We start from the raw sequence: 19,067 nt of genomic DNA on the forward strand, positions 1-19,067 counted from the left end.
TTCTTTTCAATTTTTGAAACATTCATTACATATTTATTGTAGTATATATAGACTGCTTGGGCAACGAACAAGTGTAAAATGGATAATATGATGAAAGAGGGGTCCTAAGTGGACACCCTCTTTTCATTTAATAAATTGGCGTATTGTCTTTCGATATGTTTTCTAAAATGTCTTTCACACGCGCTAAGAAGCGACCGCAAATTAAGCCATCGAGCACGCGATGATCTAGCGATAAGCAAAGGTTAACCATATCGCGAACAGCAATCATGCCGTCTTTTACAACAGGTCGTTTCACGATCGATTCCACTTGTAAAATCGCCGCTTGTGGATAGTTGATGATTCCCATGGATTGAACGGAGCCAAACGAACCTGTATTGTTAACCGTAAACGTACCACCTTGCATATCTTCCGGACGGAGCTTGCCTGCGCGCACTTTTGCGGCTAATTCCGCAATCTCACGTGCAATCCCTTTAATCGATTTTTCATCCGCATGTTTAATAACTGGGACAAAAAGTGCGTCATCTGTCGCTACGGCAATTGAAATGTTAATATCTTTCTTTTGAACAATTTTGTCTCCTGCCCACATCGAGTTCATTTGTGGGAATTCTTTTAACGCTTGAGCCACCGCTTTTACAAAAAACGCAAAATACGTTAAGTTAAACCCTTCGCGCTTTTTAAATTCGTCTTTAATGGAATCGCGGTAAGCGACTAAGTTCGTCACATCGACTTCAACCATCGTCCATGCGTGCGGTGCTTCATGTTTACTGCGAAGCATGTTTGTCGCAATGGCTTTACGCACTGGTGTGACAGGAATTTCGATGTCGCCCGCTTGCACAGAAACGCTCGGTGCTTGCTGTTTTGGTAATTCCACTTTTGGTGCGACTTCCTGTTTCGATACTTCTACTTGTTGGATCGGCTCGACGGCTTGTTCTGGCGCATCCGCTTTCGGTACGTTACCAAACTCAATGAATTTGAGTAAATCCTTGCGCGTAATGCGTCCGCCCATGCCCGTTCCTGTCACTTGTGTTAAATCGATGTTATGTTCTTGCGCGAGACGAAGAACAGCTGGCGAATAGCGTCCGCGCTCACCGCCTTGCTTTTTCATCGGTTGTTTATTCGCTTGTTCATTCGTCGGCGGCAATTCGTTTTCCACGCTCATTTGCTTTTCTTCTACTTGTTCTTCTCCTTCGACTTCAATCGTACAAATGACAGCACCAACAGGCAATGTTTCTCCTTCTTTTGCGATAATTTCCTTAATGACTCCTGCAAATGAAGAAGGAATTTCCGCATTCACCTTATCTGTCATCACTTCAGCGAGCGGATCGTATTTATTGACGCGATCGCCAACCGATACGAGCCATTGGCTAATCGTTCCTTCCGTTACGCTTTCACCAAGCTGTGGCATCGTAATTTTCTCAATCGCCATCGTCACTCCTCCTTAAAACTGCGCCAATTCGCGCATTGCCTTTTCGACTTTATCTGGGTTGACCATAAAGAATTTTTCCATCGTTGGCGCATATGGCATCGCTGGAACGTCTGGACCAGCAAGTCGCATAATTGGAGCATCTAAATCAAATAAACAATGTTCTGCAATAATGGCAGCGACTTCGCTCATGACGCTTCCCTCTTTATTGTCTTCTGTCACAAGCAACACTTTTCCTGTTTTGCTTGCTGCTTCAATGATCGCTTCTTTATCAAGCGGATATACAGTACGCAAATCTAAAATGTGAGCAGAAATGCCTTCTTGCGCTAATTTTTCAGCAGCTTGTAATGCGAAATGAACACATAAACCGTACGTAATAACTGTAATATCTTCTCCTTCGCGTTTTACATCCGCTTTACCAATCGGTAATACATAATCATCCGTTGGTACTTCCCCTTTAATGAGACGATACGCTCGTTTATGTTCAAAGAACAGCACAGGGTCTTCGTCACGGATGGCCGCTTTTAATAATCCTTTTACGTCGTATGGTGTAGATGGCATAACAATTTTTAACCCCGGCTGGTTTGCAAAAATCGCTTCGACCGATTGTGAATGGTATAATGCTCCATGAACTCCACCGCCATATGGGGCACGAATGACAATCGGACAGTTCCAATCGTTATTGGAGCGATAACGAATGCGCGCTGCTTCAGAAATAATTTGGTTTACAGCGGGCATAATAAAGTCCGCAAATTGAATTTCTGCAATTGGACGCAATCCGTACATCGCGGCGCCAATGCCGACGCCAACAATTGCAGATTCCGCTAGCGGCGTATCAATGACGCGTTCTTCACCAAATTGATCGTAAAGCCCTTGCGTTGCTTTAAATACCCCCCCTTTTTTCCCAACGTCTTCCCCGAGTACGAATACGCGTGGGTCACGTTCCATTTCTTCGCGAATCGCCATCGTAACGGCATCGATATATGAAATGACAGGCATATTTATTCCTCCTCTGCGTATACGTATTTCAACGCATGTTCTGGTTGTGCATATGGTGCTTTTTCTGCGTAGTCTGTTGCTTCGTTCACTTGTTTCATGACGCGATCGAGAATTTCTTTTTCCAACTCATCTGTTAATACGCCTACTTCTTTTAAGTAGTTTGCAAATAAATAAATTGGATCTTTTGACTTTGCCTCTGCAATTTCTTCTGGCGTACGATATGCACGATCGTCATCATCCGACGAATGCGCTGTTAAGCGATAAGCAACCGTTTCAATTAATGTTGGTCCTTCACCACGGCGCGCACGATCGGCTGCTTCTTTGACAACGCGATATACTTCAAGCGGATCTGTACCATCCACTGTATACCCTGGCATGCCATAGCCGATGGCACGATCTGACACCTTTTCGCATGCTAATTGTTTTTCAATTGGAACAGAGATCGCATATTTATTGTTTTCGCACATAAAAATGACCGGCAGCTTATGAACTCCTGCAAAGTTAGCCCCTTCATGGAAGTCACCTTGGTTCGAAGACCCTTCCCCAAATGTAACGAACGATACGAAATCTTTTTTCTCCATTTTCGCTGCTAAAGCGATCCCAACAGCATGTGGTACTTGTGTTGTAACTGGAGAAGAACCTGTGACGATGCGGTTTTTCTTTTTCCCGAAATGCCCTGGCATTTGGCGACCGCCAGAGTTTGGATCTTCCGCTTTTGCAAATGCGGAAAGCATCAATTCTGTCGGCGTCATCCCAAACGTTAATACGACGCCCATATCGCGATAATATGGCAACACATAATCTTTCGTACGATCCAAAGCGAATGCCGCTCCTACTTGCGCCGCTTCTTGCCCTTGACAAGAGATCACGAACGGAATTTTACCTGCGCGGTTTAATAACCACATCCGTTCGTCAATTTTACGTGCTAACACCATCGTTTCATACATTTGTAAAACGGTTTCATCGCTTAAACCGAGTTGTTTATGACGATTTTCCGCCATCATTCATTCCTCCTTTAAAAATGAATCGCTTTTCCATCAACAGCAAGCGCCGCTTCCATCATCGCCTCTGACAGCGTCGGATGCGGATGAATGGTGTGAGCAATTTCCCACGGTGTCGCATCAAGCACACGTGCTAATCCAGCTTCAGAAATCATATCTGTGACGTGCGGACCAACCATATGTACGCCGAGCAAATCGTCTGTTTTTGCATCAGCAACAATTTTTACAAACCCTTCAGCTTCTCCGTATACAAGTGCCTTTCCAATCGCTTTAAATGGGAATTTGCCGACTTTCACGTCATATCCTTTTGCCTTCGCCTCTTCTTCTGTCAAACCTACACTTGCTGCCTCCGGACGACTATAAATACATTTTGGCACCATCGCATAATCAAGCGGATGAACTTCTTTTCCAGCAAGATGCTCAATCGCAATAATCCCTTCATGTGAAGCGACATGAGCAAGCTGTAAGCCACCGATCACATCCCCAATGGCGTAAATATGTTTTTCTTTTGTTTGATAGTATTCATTCGTTTGAATAAAGCCTTTTTCAATGACAATGTCAGTATTTTCTAATCCAATACCTTCAATATTTGCTTGACGTCCAACGGAAACGAGCATTTTGTCTGCTGTAAACGTTTCATTTTGTCCGTTGATTTCTGCTTGAATGCGGACACCATTTTCAACAACGAGTGTGTCAGGCAATACTTTTGCTTTTGTAACGATGCGTACACCACGTTGTTTTAATATTTTTTCAATTTCTTTGGAGACATCGCGATCTTCTGTTGGCAAAATACGATCTGCATATTCAATGACTGTAACATCCACGCCAAAGTCATTCAACATCGATGCCCATTCGATGCCAATGACGCCACCACCGACAATAATGATCGAAGATGGCAACGTCCCCATGCGCAACGCTTCATCTGAAGTCATGACAAATTGACCGTCAATTGTTAACCCCGGTAGTGTGCGCGGACGAGATCCTGTTGCGATAACAACGTATTTTGGTACAAGCATTTCATTTTCTGTTCCGTCATTCATCTCGACCGAAATCGTACCTGGCATCGGTGAAAAAATCGAAGGTCCTAAAATGCGTCCCGTTCCTTCATATACATCGATTTTCCCTTTTTTCATTAACATGTGGATGCCTTTATGCAGTTGATCAATAATCGCTTGCTTACGCGCTTGCACTTTCGCAAAATCTAATCGTACCTCGCTAGCTACTACACCAAACGTTTCACTTTCTTTCGTTTGTGCATACACTTCCGCGCTCCGTAATAATGCTTTGCTTGGAATACATCCCGCATGCAAACACGTTCCTCCAAGTTTTCCTTTTTCGACAACCGCTGTTTTTAAACCGAGCTGAGCAGCACGAATCGCAGCGACGTATCCGCCTGTTCCGCCTCCAAGTATGACTACATCGTATTCTTTTGCCATCATTTCATCCCCTTAAACCGTTGTTTTGACCGCTTGTGGATATTGTTTCGCTTCTTCTTCTCCACGCAATACGCGAAGCGCTCCTTCAGCGAGTGCCTGCAGTTCATTCTCTCCTGGCTGCACGATGACATCGGCAATCCATTGTACGCGATCAGCAATTTCTTTTACAAACTGTTTTCCGTATGCTAAACCGCCCGTTAAAATAATGGCATCAACTTTTCCTGATAATACTGCGCTTGCTGCTCCAATTTCTTTCGCTACTTGATACGCCATCGCACTATAAATGAGCTTCGCCTTTTCGTCGCCATTTTCAATCATTTTTTCGACTTTCACTGCATCATTCGTCCCTAAGTAACCAACGAGACCTCCGCCTCCAACGAGCATGCGCATAATTTCTTCTCGATAATATTCACCAGAGAAACAGAGAGAAACGAGATCACCCGCTGGCACAGTACCGGCACGTTCAGGGCTAAACGGACCTTCTCCGTCCAATCCGTTGTTGACATCAATAACGCGTCCGCGTTGATGTGCACCAACTGTAATACCTCCGCCCATATGCGCGACGATGAAATTGACCTCCTCATATGTTTTTCCCATTTGCTTGGCGACGCGGCGAGCGACTGCTTTTTGATTTAACGCGTGGAAAATGCTGCGACGCTCAATTAATGAAAAGCCAGAAACGCGAGCAATCGGGTCAAGTTCATCTACAACGACTGGATCGACGATAAACGCTGGAATGTTTAATGCTGAAGCAATTTCGTGCGCTAAAATTCCACCGAGATTCGAAGCGTGCGGGCCTGAGTATCCGCGCTTTAAATCTTGCAGCATCGCCTCATTGACAGCATATGTGCCACCTTCAATCGGACGAAGTAAGCCACCGCGTCCGCATACTGCATCGAGCTTAGAAATATTAATTCCTTCATGGTCAAGCGTTTCTAAAATCGTTTGTTTGCGAAATTCGTATTGGTCAATAATTTTTTTATACGCTCGTAACGCTTCTGTATCATGACGAATCGTTTTTTCTAAAATGGAGCGCTCGTTATCAAAGACGCCAATTTTCGTTGACGTCGATCCCGGATTAATGACTAAGATGCGAAATGAATGTTCCTGCAATGTGTAACCCTCCATTTTTATCATCGACGAAGCGAGAACATACGTCCTCGCTTCATTGCATATTTTTAGCGCGTACGGCGACGGCTTAAAATGTGTTGACCGTTTTGTAAAAATTGGCTACGTGATTGACGCATTTTCGCAATGCGTTCTTCAGCTAAACGGTCGGCTGCTTGGTATGTTGGAATGCCGTCACGTTTCGCAATTTCGATGACTTTTTCAATATTGTTGTAAATTTGCTCAACTTTTTTCAGCGCACGTTCGCGGTTGTATCCATATAACTCATCCGCTACGTTAATGACGCCACCCGCGTTAATGACGTAGTCTGGCGCATAAACGATACCCATTTCATGAATGATGTCTCCATGTCTTGCTTCACGCAATTGATTGTTCGCAGCACCGGCAATAACTTTTGCTTTCAATTGTGGAATTGTTTGGTCGTTAATAATTCCTCCAAGCGCACATGGAGCGAAAATGTCGCATTGCACACTATAAATATCGTTCGGGTCTACCGCTTGCGCCCCAAATTCTTCAACAACGCGTTGCACCGCCTCTTTATTAATGTCTGTAACGATCAGCCTCGCTCCTTCTTCATGAAGATGACGGCATAAATTGTAAGCAACATTACCAACACCTTGTACCGCGATCACTTTTCCTTCAAGCGAATCGCTACCAAATGCTTCTTTTGCCGCTGCTTTCATACCGCGATACACGCCGTATGCAGTAATCGGAGAAGGATTTCCAGATGAACCGAACGCTGGTGAAATACCTGTCACATAGTCTGTTTCTTCATAAATAATATCCATATCAGCAACCGTTGTACCAACGTCTTCCGCTGTAATATAACGGCCATTTAACCCTTGAATGAAGCGACCGAACGCACGGAACATCGCTTCGTTTTTATCTTTACGCGGATCCCCAATGATAACCGCTTTTCCACCGCCAAGATTTAATCCAGCTGCTGCGTTTTTGTATGTCATCCCACGCGCTAAACGAAGCGCATCTTCAATGGCTGCATCTTCTGATTCATACATCCACATGCGCGTACCGCCTAACGCTGGTCCAAGCGTTGTATCGTGAATCGCAATGATCGCTTTTAATCCTGATTCTTTATCTTGGCAAAATACTAATTGCTCATAGTCGTATTGTTCCATATATTTAAAAATCTCCATCTTTCGTTCCCCCCTTGTTATTTGTCCGTTGCACAAATGGCTAGTGCTAGCGAGTATAATTTACTTTCTGCTGAATCCGCGCGAGATGTTAATACAATGGGTGCTTTTGCACCAGCAATGATCCCTCCAACTTGTGCGCGGGCAAAGTACACGAGCGATTTATATAGCACATTTCCCGTTTCAATGTTCGGCACAACTAAAATATCCGCATGTCCTGCTACCGAACTTTGAATGCCTTTATGTTGCGCTGATTCAACGGAAATGGCGTTATCTAAAGCGAGCGGTCCATCGACGATGCAATCTTTCAACTGTCCTCGTTGATTCATAAGGGACAATGCGGCTGCATCAATCGTTGCCGGCATCGCTGGATTGACAACTTCAACAGCGGCGAGTGGTGCAACTTTCGGCGTATGGATGCCAATTGCTTTTGCCACTTGTACTGCGTTCATAATAATTTCTGCTTTTTGTTGTAAATCAGGTGCGATATTCATCGCTGCGTCAGTAACAAGAATAGGACGTTCATAATTCGGCACATCAAATACAGCAACATGCGATAAAACACGGCCTGTACGAAGTCCATATTCTTTATTTAGCACCGCCTTTAAAATCGTTGCTGTCGGTACGTTCCCTTTCATCAAGACACTTGCTTCCTTTTCATGCACCGCTTTCACAGCCATATGGGCTGCTTCTTCGTTTGTCGAAGCGTGAACGATGCGGATAGCGTCGTGACCGACATCTTGGACGTGTTCAGCAACGAGGCGTGATAAAACGGATTCATCGCCATATAAGATAAATCGCCCGAATCCTGCTTGTAGCGTTTGTGCGACCGCTTTTAACACTTCTTCGTCTTCTGCTGCCGCAACAGCTACCGTTGCTTTAGGAAATTGGGTTGCTTTGGTGACCAACGATTGTAGCTTCATCTCATCTGCTCAACCCCTTTGTTTTTTCGTCGCTTTATATTCTTGCAAAGGGCGTGCCAACTTCTTTTTTATTGAAAACGCTTTACTTTTATTTATTTTTTATTGCAGATTTTTGCATACTATGAACATTATTGCATGCTCTTTTTATCAAGTCCATACTTTTCAAGTTTGTAATATAAATTTCGTATCGAAATACCGAGTTGCTTGGCGGCTGCGGTTTTATTTCCTTGGCATGCATGTAACACGCTTTCAATCACTTTCGCTTCATACTGCTCGACTAGCTTTGCTAACGGCTTATGGTCATTGGACCATTCGGGAGAAGAAAGATGTTCTTGCTCCTTCGGCTTATGCAACAATGAAATATGTTTACGCTCAATGATGACTTCGTTATATTTCATAAAAATCATGGCGCGCCCTAATACGTTTTCTAACTCACGCACATTGCCTGGCCAATCGTAAGAGAGTAAATAAGCGAGCGCATCATCTGTAATCCCTTCCACATTACGTCCATAGTCTTGATTTAGTTTTTGTATGAGTCGTTCACATAAAGCTGGAATATCTTGCTTTCGAGCACGTAGCGGCGGGATGTAAATCGGCATGCGATTTAACCGATAGTATAAGTCTTCACGAAAAGTCCCATCGGCAATCGCTTTTTCGAGGTGAACATTTGTTGCCGCAATGACACGTACATTAATCGGAATCGGCTTTGTGCCACCTACGCGCACAATTTCTTTTTCTTGCAGCACCCGTAATAGTTTGGCTTGCATATTAGCTGATAACTCGCCAATCTCATCTAAAAAAATGCTTCCGTTGTTTGCCTCTTCAAATAGTCCCTTTTTTCCTCCGCGTCTTGCACCAGAAAACGCTCCTTCCTCATAACCAAACAATTCGCTTTCAAGTAGTGATTCAGAAATGGCAGCGCAATTGACACGAACGAATTTGTGATATTTTCGATCACTCGCATTATGAATAGCATGTGCAAACAATTCTTTTCCTGTCCCGGATTCACCACGAAGCAAAATGGTTGCTGGTGTTTTCGCTGCCAATTTCGCCTGTTCAATCGCTAACATCATTTCCTCAGACGTGCCGACGATATCATCAAATGAATATTTCGCTTCTAACGTACGAATAATTTGACGAGCGCGTTGTAACTCAGAGGTCAACTGTTCAATTTCAGATACATCGTGGATGACACCGACGCTCCCTTTTAATACCCCATCAACGATAATCGGGGCTACATTCACGACGACATCTCGCTTTTTCGGTCCGACTTTCATGCGCACACCTCTTACTGGCCGCCGTGTTTTTAACACTTTCATATGCATGCTTTCCCCTTCTGAAATATCTGCTGTCGCTGGTTTTCCGATCACTTCTTCTTCTGATAAGCCCGTTAACTTTGTGTACGCCGGATTAATTAAAATACCTTTTCCGTATTCATCAACAACAGAAATGGCTTCTTCTGAGGAATGAATAATGGCTTCTAACATCGTGCGAATTTCTTTTAAATTTGTTACTTCTTCCGCTAAATGAACAACTTCTGTAATATCTTTAAATACCGCAAAAGCGCCGAATAATTCGCCGTTTTCGTCGATTAACGGAATACGTGTCGTAATCATTTTTTTTCCGTTTTCTAATAACAATTCTTGATTCAACTCGACTTCTCTCGTCTGTAATACACGTGGTAGTCCGCTAGCTGGAATGACATGCAAAATATGTGATCCTATAACTTCCTTTTTCTTTTTTCCAATCATCTTCTCTGCACTTGGATTCATATGCGTTACAAAACCACGTTCATCAATAACAATCATTCCATCATGTGTAGAGTTAAAAATTAAATCATGCTTCGTTGTTGCTGTTTTTAACGTAGCAATAAGTTGTTCTTTTTCTTCGACAAGTTGTGCAATAATATAGGCAATATCACCCGGAATGACGACCGTATGCGCAGCGCTTGCTTTACGCAACGTAGTAAACACTTCGTCGTCTCCTGTGACTTCAACAATGATGTCGATGTCGTCCGTTAACACATCACGCCAATGGTTGCTCGTTTGAATACCCATGTCACGCGCAGCCTTTATCCCTGGCGCATCGTCGTTTCGATCGACAATCGCCACAACATCCATCAGTTTTGTTTCATGAAACATTTTTAATAGCGCACTCCCACCTTTGCCTGCTCCGACAATTAATACTTTTTTCATTCCCATCACCTATTCGTTTGCAATTTTTTGCAGACGCTTTCATCATACATTGTTTTTCTCTTCTTGACAAACCATCAAAAACATTTATGATGAAAACAGAACAAACGGAAAGGGTTTTGTTTTATGCAACGAATGATCGCCCTACTTATTTTACTTATTCCCGGATTTATAGCAGCATTGGGAATTAAATGGATGCGTGATACAATATTCTATATTTTACACGCACCTATTCCTTCACTTATTGTCCAGTTTTTGCTTGGCTTATTTTGTTTTCTTGTCGGTCTTGGCTTTATTGCAGGATTTATTTTGCATCGCGATCGAAAACGAAATAAAGTGCAACCACGCTTCCAAAAAAAGAAACGCTTCGATTCAGAGTGATCGAAGCGTTTTTTCGCGTACGTTTTGCGCTTTTTCTGGAAAATCGGTAAATATACCATCTACTCCATATTGAAACATCGTTTTCATCAACGCTTCTTTATTGATCGTAAAAGGACGGACGAGCAAATCGTTAGCGTGAGCGAGTTCAACAAAAGCCCGATCTACAGTTGGGTGATACGGATGAAGCGCTAGCGCCTGTAACGTATGAGCGTAGCTCCACGGCCGATGCAACTTTTCCATATATAGTAGCGCTGTTTCAATATGGGGAGCCAATTGGTGACATGTTGCCATACTTTCGTGGTTGAACGAGGAAAAAATGACACGCGATGCTAAATCGTATCGTTCAACGAGTTCAATCACTTTTTCTTCTAACCGTTCATAAGGGATCAGGTTGTTTTTTAGTTCAATATTGATGAGTAACGACGTGTTTTTCGCCCACTCAAACACTTCTTGTAACGATGGAATGGGACAAAAGCCGTATTTTTTAAATTTATAATTAGCATTTAATTTCCGTAATTGCCGATACGTCATTTGTCCTACCCATCCTGTTCCGTCTGTCGTTCGATTCACTGTTTCATCATGAATGACGACAACCACACCGTCTCTCGAGAGTTGTACATCAAGTTCAATTCCGTCCGCTTCCACACGTGCCGCTTCCATAAACGAAATCATCGTATTTTCTGGATGCGTTCCTGCTGATCCACGATGAGCAAAAATATGTGTCATCCTTTTCCCACCTTAAAAAATGTTTTATACTTAACGTATGAAAGGAGTGAAATGTATGCGACCGTTACAAATTTCGTTAGAAACCGCCCAAAAGCTAGCAAAAGCATTAAATGTCCCACTAGAACAAATTATGCACATGCCTCAGCACATATTAATCCAAAAGTTACTTGAAATCGAAAAAAAGGAACAACAAAAAAGGTAGCCGTTCGACTACCTTATTTTTATTAGCTCGCTTTATGTTCAAGTCTTAGCCGATCAGCAACCATCGCAATAAATTCGGAATTTGTCGGTTTCGCTTTCGACATGCTGACCGTATGACCAAATAAAGACGAAATGGACTCTAAATTGCCACGGCTCCATGCGACTTCAATCGCATGACGAATCGCTCGCTCTACGCGACTAGCTGTCGTATTGTATTTTTTCGCAATGTCTGGGTAAAGCACTTTTGTAATTGATCCAAGCAATTCAACATCGTTGTATACCATCGCAATCGCTTCACGCAAATATAAATATCCTTTAATGTGTGCAGGAACACCGATTTCGTGAATAATGTTCGTAATGCTTGCATCTAAGTTTTTTGGCTTTCCGTCACGAATTGGCGAAAGGAGCGGTCGCTTTAATACAGCTGGCTTTTTGCCGCATACATGACGAATTTGATTCACTAAATGTTCAATATCAAACGGCTTTAAAATAAAGTAAGAAGCTCCAAGTTCAACTGCTTTTTTCGTTACATCTTCTTGACCAAACGCTGTTAACATAATGACGTTTGGCAATGGCTGTTTGAACATGCGCAACTTTTCTAATACAGCCAAGCCGTCTAAATGAGGCATAATAATATCGAGAACAAGAACATCAGGATCGCGCTCACGCAACAGTTGCAAACAATCTTGTCCATTATATGCAACGCCAATGACTTCCATATCCCCTTGGCTTGTAATGTATTCTTCAAGCAAATGCACTAACTCACGATTATCATCTACAATGCACACTTTGATTGTACTCACGAAACCCTTCCTCCCTAAAGCAATGATCTTTTATCACACACGTGCTTAATTCGACACAATGGATGAAAATCCTTTTTCTTTTGCGAAATTAGTCAAATAATTTATATTTTTCATAAAGCATTCGCGCATGCTGTTTCTTTTATTTTATACTACATGTTTACGTCGTGTCATGATAAAACATGACAAATTGCGTGGAAAAACAAAAAGCAAGCTAATATCAGCTCGCTTTTTGTTCGTTTCGATCATAAATGTTAATTCCAGCTTCATGCAACATCCATTCAATGTGCACGCCGTAGCCGGATGTCGGATCGTTAACAAATACATGTGTCACAGCCCCAACAAGTTTTCCATCTTGAATAATCGGACTTCCACTCATTCCTTGAACGATTCCACCTGTTTTTTCTAATAGTCGTGGATCGGTTACTTTGATGACCATTCCTTTTGTAGCTGGGAATTTTTGCGGTGTCACACTAACGATTTCAACATCAAACGCTTCCACCCGATCTTGCTCGACGACGGTTAATATTTTTGCTGGACCTTTTTTTACGTCTGTCGACAGAGCAATGGGCATCGGTTTGTCAAAAATACCATTTTGAATCGGTTTTGAGAGTTTACCAAAAATACCGAACGGGCTGTTCGTTTTAATGTCGCCAATCACTTGTTTATCGGCCGAAAATCTCGCCAGTTTTTCACCAGGACTTCCGTTTCTTCCTTTATCGATCGCCGTCACTGTCGACTTAACAATCGTTCCATCCCGAACGATAATTGGCTTCTTCGTATCCATGTCGGAGATGACATGTCCGAGTGCTCCATATATGTTTGATTTCGGATCGAAAAACGTCATTGTTCCAATTCCTGCTGCTGAGTCGCGAATGTATAATCCGATACGATACGCCTGATCGTGCTTATCTTTCAACGGAGTCAGTATTGTTTCAAACGTATGGTGATCACGAGCAACGGTTAATCGTAAAGATTTACCCGTTCTTCCCGCCTCTTCAATGAATGGAGAAACATCCGTCATTTTTTCGATTTTTTGTCCGTTAATGTGGGTAATCGCGTCCCCTACTTGAATGCCAGCCTTCTCCCCGGGAGATTGTTTTCCTTGTTCCGTCTCCACTAAATGGTGACCGACGACAAGAACACCAACCGTATTTAATTTCACACCGATCGATTGGCCACCTGGAACGATTTTGAAATCTGGCAATACTTTTACATTTACTTGTTTAATTGGAAATCCTGCCATTTGTAAAACGACATCGCTTTCCCCGACATGTTCTCCACTAATCGCTAATTTTTCTTTTTGTCGAACAGAAACAGCGTTTGTTGTTACAGCTTGGACAGAGCCAGATGCAGGCACATGAGCCGTTTGTCCTTGAAATAATACAATTTGTTTTGGAATATTTACATACTTTTGAAATGGTGTTGCCATAGTTAGAACGATAAAAGAAACAAGGAGAAATGCACCTATTCCTTTTCTTAATTTGTCAAAATTCAAATGTCTTCACTCTCCTCGTTCCTACGTACACACCGAATCCTACACTATTTAATGTTGCCTGAAACAATCGAAATATAACCGGACGAAACGAAAAAACAATGCCAATGTTGGCATTTAAGCTGTTTCGTTTTTCGTTTTTGCCGCCAATTGCAATAACTCACGCGCATGTTGTTTCGTCAATTCTGTAATTTCCACTCCAGAGATCATCCGGCTAATTTCGTTAATTTTTTCTTGTTCGTTTAACGCTTCCACCGTTGTTGTTGTCCGTCCATCCTTCGTTTCTTTTGCAATAAATAAATGCGTATCCGCCATCGCTGCCACTTGTGGTAAGTGCGAAATGCATAATACTTGCGAATGGCGTGCCACGCGATAAATTTTTTCCGCAATGGATTGAGCAACGCGACCGCTTACACCGGTATCGACTTCATCAAAAATGATGGAAGTGACGCCCTGATGTTTAGAAAAAATACTTTTTAAAGCAAGCATCATGCGCGACAATTCTCCGCCTGATGCAACTTTCGCAAGCGGTTTTAACGGCTCGCCTGGATTTGTCGAAATGTAAAATTCAACTTCATCTATTCCGTTTGATTGCAACTTTACAGGCGTTCCGTCAAGCAATGGATCATCGTACGTTCCTTGAGGTTTTCGAAAAACAACATCAAACGTCGTTTTTTCCATGTATAAATCTTTTAGCTCTTGATGAATGTCGTCGATCAGTTGTTTCGCATATTGCATACGCAATTCGCTTATATGTTTCGCTTCAACTAATAAATCAGCGGTAATGGATTGAAGCTCAGTTTGTAATTTATGAATATGATCGTCGCGATGTTGAATCGTTTCGATTTCTTCTTCCACTTTCGCCGCATATTCTAAAATGTCACGCACCGTTTGACCGTATTTGCGTTTTAAATGGTTAATTTCATTTAAGCGACTTTCAATTTCGTCAAGCCGAAGGGGGTCGTATTCTAATTGATCTAATTGCTCACGCAGTTGATGGGCCACTTCTTCTAACAAATAATAACAGTTCGATACAACTTCTTGGGCTTGTTTCAACGATGAATCGATTTCGCTCACATGATCTAAATGATTCATCACTAATCCAATCCAATCAAGTCCGCGTTGCTCCCCGTAAAGCGCTTCATAGCTACTTTGTAACGCCTCGTATATTTTCTGAAAGTTAACGATTTTTCGCCGCTCTTCCATTAGCTGTTCATCTTCATCTAACTGTAGCTCTGCTTTTTGAATTTCATCTAACTGAAAAGTTAATAAATCTAAACGATGCGCCATTTGTTGCTCATTCTCATTTAACTTTTGCAGTTGACGCTTGACTCGCTCGTATGCCGCATATAAAGCTTTATATTCCTTTAATGCGTCACGAATACGCTCGCCTCCATATTCATCTAATAAATATAAATGCTTATTTTCATCAAGCAATTCTTGATGCTCATGTTGTCCGTGAATATCTACAAGTGTGGAGCCAATTTCACGCAATGTCGCGATCGTGACTAATTTTCCGTTTACGCGACAGACGCTTTTTCCGTTTATCGTTAGCTCTCGACGAAGCACAATCATCCCATCGCTTATATCGATGCCAAGCTCGGCACATTTGCTGTAACACGGGTGATCATCTTGTTCAAGCAAAAAAAGACCTTCGATTTCTGCTTTTGTTTCGCCGTATCGAACAAATTCTGCTGAGCCGCGTCCGCCAATTAACAAATGAATGGCATCAATAATAATGGATTTTCCCGCTCCCGTTTCTCCAGTTAAAACGGTTAATCCTTTTTCAAACGAAAGCGAAAGGGATTCAATAATGGCAAAATTTTTGATAGATAACTCCGCTAACATCTTACGCTCACACCTTTATTACAGCATGTCCAACAATCGTTTTGAAATAACTTCTGTATCTTCTGGCGTGCGGCAAATAATTAAGCAAGTATCATCACCACAAATCGTGCCAACAATTTCATCCCATTCTAAATGATCGAGCAGTACACCGATAGCATGCGCATTTCCCGGCAGCGTTTTCATAACGAGCAGGTGACCTGCTCCATCAATTTTTACAAATGCATCCATGAGCGCTCGTTTTAACTTTTGGAGCGGATTAAATCGTTGATCGGCAGGTAAGCTATATTTATATCGCCCATCCATCATCGGCACTTTTACTAAATGAAGTTCTTTAATGTCACGAGACACCGTTGCTTGCGTGACGTTAAAACCTTCTTTGCGCAACATATCAACAAGCTCATCTTGTGTTTCAATATCATGATTTGAAATAATTTCACGAATTTTAATATGACGTTGTCCTTTATTCAACGAAAACACCTCTTTCGTGTGTATAACATATGCATATTTATACTTCTATGTTACCGAACGACAGACGAGCAAACAAGAGGGAATAACCGATCGTTATTCCCCCGCATGTTCTTTATTTTCTTTCAACTCGCTGTGTGCCCTGGCAACTACTTCTTCTGGAGAAACAGTCAAGCGATTTTCTCCTACTTCTTTGCCTTCCCAACGTAAATGAAGCAAAAATTCAATATTTCCGTCACCGCCTGTAATCGGCGAGTGGGTTAGCCCAATAATGTCGTACCCTTCTTGTTGCGCAAATGCAGTAATTGTTTCAAGTACGTGCACATGAACACGTGCATCGCGGACAATCCCCTTTTTTCCGACAAACTCTTTTCCCGCTTCAAATTGCGGTTTGACTAAAGCAACGATATCGCTATGCGGCACTAAAATCGTTTTTAAGACGGGTAAAATTAATTTTAATGAAATAAACGACACATCGATCGTTGCAAAGTTTGGTAAGCCGTGTTGAAAATCACTCGGCGTCACATAACGAAAGTTCGTCCGCTCCATGACTACAACACGTTCATCTTGGCGCAGTTTCCATGCGAGCTGATTGTATCCCACATCAAGAGCGTACGACAACTTCACTCCATTTTGCAACGCACAGTCCGTAAATCCGCCTGTCGATGCACCAATGTCAACCATAATCTTATCTTTTACTTCAAGCGCGAACATTTGTAACGCTTTTTCAAGTTTTAGCCCACCGCGACTCACATACGGTAGCGCATTTCCTTTCACCGTTAGCGGAATGTCCACGGGAACTTTTTCCCCTGGTTTGTCAAGCCGCATTTCGTTTGAATACACAAGGCCAGCCATAATTGTTCGCTTCGCCTTTTCGCGCGTTTCAGCCAATCCGCGTTCGACAAGTAATACATCTAAACGTTCTTTCTTCCCTTTCATCTCTCATGCCCTTTTTCTTTTTTTCGGAGTCAATAAACAAATTCGTTCCATTACATGTTCTGTCGTTAGTCCAATTTCTTCAAGAAGTTGCGACACACCGCCATGTTCAATAAAACGGTCCGGAATGCCCATTCGATCAATAATCGCCCCATGATACCCGTGATCATGAGCAAATTCAATTACAGCACTACCAAATCCACCTTGAAGTACCGCTTCTTCAATTGTAAGTAACGGCATGTTTTGTTGCAGTAGCGTATGCAACATCGCTTCATCAAGTGGCTTAATAAAACGGGCGTTGACGACTTGTACAGAAACGCCTTCATTTGCAAGACGTTCAGCTGCTTGGAGCGCCATCGGAATCGTCGTACCGAACGTTAGAATGGCAACGTCTATTCCTTCACGCAACACTTCCCACGTACCGATCGGAATTTTTTTCAATTGCTCATCCATCGGCACACCAAGACCGTTGCCACGCGGAAAACGCATCGCAATCGGGCCGTCATCGTATTGAATGGCCGTATATACCATATGTTGCCCTTCATTTTCATCTTTTGGCATCATTAATACGATGTTTGGAATGTGGCGTAAAAAGGCGATGTCAAACACACCTTGATGCGTTTCGCCGTCCGCACCGACGAGCCCTGCACGGTCAATACCAAGAAACACGTTTAAGTTTTGGCGACAAATGTCATGAACAACTTGGTCGTACGCCCGTTGTAAAAATGTTGAATAAATTGCTAAAAACGGTTTCATTCCTTGCGTCGCTAAACCAGCAGCCATCGTGGCAGCATGTTGCTCAGCAATACCGACGTCGTACATACGCTCAGGGAATTCGCTTGCGAACCCTTCTAATTTTGAACCAACAGGCATCGCAGGCGTAATGGCAACAATGCGACGGTCTTCGCGCGCTAATTTGCGCACTGTTTCACTCACAACCGCACTCCAAGATGGAGCAGATTGCTTTGATTGGATGAAATCACCCGTTTCAATTTTATACGGTCCTGTTCCGTGCCACGTTCCGACTTTGTCGCTTTCCGCTGGGTGATATCCTTTTCCCTTTTTCGTGATGACGTGAACAAGAACAGGGCCTTTCGCCTTTTTTGCATAATGTAAGTTTTCAAATAAGTCTTCAAAGTTATGGCCATCTACCGGTCCAAAGTACGTAAAGCCGAGTTCTTCAAAAAATACGCCCGAAACGAGCAAATATTTAATGCTGTCTTTGACACGTTCCGCTGTTGTAGCAAGCTTTCCACCGACAGCTGGAATTTTCTTTAACAACATTTCTAATTCATCTTTTACCCAATGATACTTTCCAGCTGTTCGCAGGCGACCAAGTACATTATGAAGCGCCCCGACGTTTGGAGCAATCGACATTTCGTTATCGTTTAAAATGACAATCATATCTTTTTTCTCATGTCCGATATGGTTTAACGCTTCTAGCGCCATTCCCCCGGTGAGCGCGCCGTCCCCAATGATCGGAACGATATATTCGTCCGTTCCTTTTAAGTCGCGTGCAATCGCCATACCCATTGCAGCAGATAACGATGTCGAGCTATGCCCCGTTTCCCATACGTCATGTTCGCTTTCGCTACGTTTTGGAAAGCCGCACAATCCTTTATATTGTCGCAACGTATCAAATTGACTAGCACGCCCAGTTAAAATTTTATGCACATACGACTGATGGCCAACATCCCAAATGAGTTTATCTTTCGGGCTTTCAAACACTTTATGAAGCGCAATCGTCAATTCAACGACTCCGAGATTCGGACCAATATGTCCACCTGTTTTCGATAATTTCTCAATTAAAAATTGTCGAATTTGCTCGCTCAATTGAACGAGTTGTTCATTTGACATTTGCTTTAAAAATTTTGGGTTTCGAATCGCTGTAACATCCAACGCGATCACTCTCTTTCATGTAAGCTAAAACCTGATATCATACAATTTTATGTATTTTAATTA

General features: G+C 42.6%; 17 protein-coding genes. 2 read left to right on the forward strand and 15 right to left on the reverse strand.

Going from position 1 to position 19,067, the window contains the following annotated elements:
- Nucleotides 1-127: 127 nt before the first annotated feature.
- The 8 genes from NST18_RS09095 to NST18_RS09130 form a co-directional block, all read right to left on the reverse strand.
- Nucleotides 128-1,426, reverse strand: a complete 1,299-nt coding sequence (locus NST18_RS09095) for a dihydrolipoamide acetyltransferase family protein (RefSeq protein ID WP_004889625.1) — start codon at nt 1,424-1,426, stop codon at nt 128-130.
- 12 nt (nt 1,427-1,438) lie between these two features.
- Nucleotides 1,439-2,422 (reverse strand): alpha-ketoacid dehydrogenase subunit beta, encoded by a 984-nt coding sequence (locus NST18_RS09100; RefSeq protein WP_003394199.1) that lies wholly within the window; start codon nt 2,420-2,422, stop codon nt 1,439-1,441.
- 2 nt (nt 2,423-2,424) lie between these two features.
- Complete coding sequence (locus tag NST18_RS09105) at nt 2,425-3,423, reverse strand: thiamine pyrophosphate-dependent dehydrogenase E1 component subunit alpha (protein WP_004889623.1); 999 nt, start codon at nt 3,421-3,423, stop codon at nt 2,425-2,427.
- 14 nt (nt 3,424-3,437) lie between these two features.
- Complete coding sequence (gene lpdA, locus NST18_RS09110) at nt 3,438-4,859, reverse strand: dihydrolipoyl dehydrogenase (RefSeq protein WP_004889622.1); 1,422 nt, start codon at nt 4,857-4,859, stop codon at nt 3,438-3,440.
- Nucleotides 4,860-4,871: 12 nt separating this feature from the next.
- Complete coding sequence (buk, locus tag NST18_RS09115; RefSeq protein ID WP_004889621.1) at nt 4,872-5,972, reverse strand: butyrate kinase; 1,101 nt, start codon at nt 5,970-5,972, stop codon at nt 4,872-4,874.
- A 65-nt stretch (nt 5,973-6,037) separates the two neighbouring features.
- The gene (bcd, locus tag NST18_RS09120) at nt 6,038-7,141 is read right to left on the reverse strand and encodes a branched-chain amino acid dehydrogenase (protein ID WP_004889619.1); all 1,104 of its coding nucleotides are present in this window, start codon (nt 7,139-7,141) and stop codon (nt 6,038-6,040) included.
- A gap of 17 nt (nt 7,142-7,158) precedes the next feature.
- Nucleotides 7,159-8,061 (reverse strand): phosphate butyryltransferase, encoded by a 903-nt coding sequence (gene yqiS / locus NST18_RS09125; RefSeq protein ID WP_004889618.1) that lies wholly within the window; start codon nt 8,059-8,061, stop codon nt 7,159-7,161.
- Between the two features lie 128 nt (nt 8,062-8,189).
- Nucleotides 8,190-10,256, reverse strand: coding sequence for a sigma 54-interacting transcriptional regulator (locus NST18_RS09130; RefSeq protein ID WP_064220649.1), 2,067 nt, complete (start codon nt 10,254-10,256; stop codon nt 8,190-8,192).
- A 123-nt stretch (nt 10,257-10,379) separates the two neighbouring features.
- Between NST18_RS09130 and NST18_RS09135 the strand changes: the two genes are divergently transcribed.
- Nucleotides 10,380-10,634, forward strand: a complete 255-nt coding sequence (locus NST18_RS09135) for a DUF2627 domain-containing protein (RefSeq protein WP_004889615.1) — start codon at nt 10,380-10,382, stop codon at nt 10,632-10,634.
- On the opposite strand, the gene NST18_RS09140 is transcribed toward NST18_RS09135, so the two are convergent.
- On the reverse strand, nt 10,626-11,360 hold the full coding sequence (locus NST18_RS09140) for a glycerophosphodiester phosphodiesterase (protein WP_064214094.1): 735 nt from the start codon (nt 11,358-11,360) through the stop codon (nt 10,626-10,628). The genes NST18_RS09135 and NST18_RS09140 overlap by 9 nt on opposite strands.
- A 55-nt stretch (nt 11,361-11,415) precedes the next feature.
- Here NST18_RS09140 and NST18_RS09145 point away from each other — a divergent pair, with 55 nt between their 5' ends.
- Nucleotides 11,416-11,562, forward strand: coding sequence for a YycC family protein (locus NST18_RS09145; RefSeq protein ID WP_064498956.1), 147 nt, complete (start codon nt 11,416-11,418; stop codon nt 11,560-11,562).
- A gap of 22 nt (nt 11,563-11,584) precedes the next feature.
- On the opposite strand, the gene spo0A is transcribed toward NST18_RS09145, so the two are convergent.
- The 6 genes from spo0A to dxs all read right to left on the reverse strand — a co-directional run bounded on the left by spo0A (nt 11,585) and on the right by dxs (nt 19,004).
- A complete protein-coding gene (spo0A, locus tag NST18_RS09150; RefSeq protein WP_064214093.1) occupies nt 11,585-12,364 on the reverse strand; it encodes a sporulation transcription factor Spo0A in 780 nt (259 codons plus the stop codon).
- Nucleotides 12,365-12,581: 217 nt separating this feature from the next.
- Nucleotides 12,582-13,859 carry a SpoIVB peptidase gene (gene spoIVB / locus NST18_RS09155; protein WP_004889610.1) on the reverse strand — a complete coding sequence of 426 codons (1,278 nt, stop codon included), beginning with the start codon at nt 13,857-13,859 and terminating at the stop codon, nt 12,582-12,584.
- A 114-nt stretch (nt 13,860-13,973) separates the two neighbouring features.
- Nucleotides 13,974-15,704 (reverse strand): DNA repair protein RecN, encoded by a 1,731-nt coding sequence (recN, locus tag NST18_RS09160; RefSeq protein ID WP_340721377.1) that lies wholly within the window; start codon nt 15,702-15,704, stop codon nt 13,974-13,976.
- Between the two features lie 18 nt (nt 15,705-15,722).
- A complete protein-coding gene (gene ahrC / locus NST18_RS09165) occupies nt 15,723-16,172 on the reverse strand; it encodes a transcriptional regulator AhrC/ArgR (RefSeq protein WP_004889608.1) in 450 nt (149 codons plus the stop codon).
- A 93-nt stretch (nt 16,173-16,265) separates the two neighbouring features.
- On the reverse strand, nt 16,266-17,108 hold the full coding sequence (locus NST18_RS09170) for a TlyA family RNA methyltransferase (RefSeq protein ID WP_064214090.1): 843 nt from the start codon (nt 17,106-17,108) through the stop codon (nt 16,266-16,268).
- Between the two features lie 3 nt (nt 17,109-17,111).
- A complete protein-coding gene (gene dxs / locus NST18_RS09175; RefSeq protein WP_064214089.1) occupies nt 17,112-19,004 on the reverse strand; it encodes a 1-deoxy-D-xylulose-5-phosphate synthase in 1,893 nt (630 codons plus the stop codon).
- Nucleotides 19,005-19,067: the final 63 nt, after the last annotated feature.

Origin of the sequence: Anoxybacillus sp. FSL W8-0104 (genome assembly GCF_038004465.1) — a bacterium.
Lineage (GTDB): Bacteria > Bacillota > Bacilli > Bacillales > Anoxybacillaceae > Anoxybacillus > Anoxybacillus flavithermus_G.

Coding starts and splice junctions, on each gene's coding strand:
- NST18_RS09105 (WP_004889623.1), bottom strand. CDS start 3,423: ATGGCGGAAAATCGTCATAAACAACTCGGTTTAAGCGATGAAACCGTT.
- bcd (WP_004889619.1), bottom strand. CDS start 7,141: ATGGAGATTTTTAAATATATGGAACAATACGACTATGAGCAATTAGTA.
- recN (WP_340721377.1), bottom strand. CDS start 15,704: ATGTTAGCGGAGTTATCTATCAAAAATTTTGCCATTATTGAATCCCTT.
- NST18_RS09135 (WP_004889615.1), top strand. CDS start 10,380: ATGCAACGAATGATCGCCCTACTTATTTTACTTATTCCCGGATTTATA.
- NST18_RS09145 (WP_064498956.1), top strand. CDS start 11,416: ATGCGACCGTTACAAATTTCGTTAGAAACCGCCCAAAAGCTAGCAAAA.
- NST18_RS09140 (WP_064214094.1), bottom strand. CDS start 11,360: ATGACACATATTTTTGCTCATCGTGGATCAGCAGGAACGCATCCAGAA.
- NST18_RS09170 (WP_064214090.1), bottom strand. CDS start 17,108: ATGAAAGGGAAGAAAGAACGTTTAGATGTATTACTTGTCGAACGCGGA.
- yqiS (WP_004889618.1), bottom strand. CDS start 8,061: ATGAAGCTACAATCGTTGGTCACCAAAGCAACCCAATTTCCTAAAGCA.
- NST18_RS09100 (WP_003394199.1), bottom strand. CDS start 2,422: ATGCCTGTCATTTCATATATCGATGCCGTTACGATGGCGATTCGCGAA.
- lpdA (WP_004889622.1), bottom strand. CDS start 4,859: ATGGCAAAAGAATACGATGTAGTCATACTTGGAGGCGGAACAGGCGGA.
- NST18_RS09095 (WP_004889625.1), bottom strand. CDS start 1,426: ATGGCGATTGAGAAAATTACGATGCCACAGCTTGGTGAAAGCGTAACG.
- NST18_RS09130 (WP_064220649.1), bottom strand. CDS start 10,256: ATGAAAAAAGTATTAATTGTCGGAGCAGGCAAAGGTGGGAGTGCGCTA.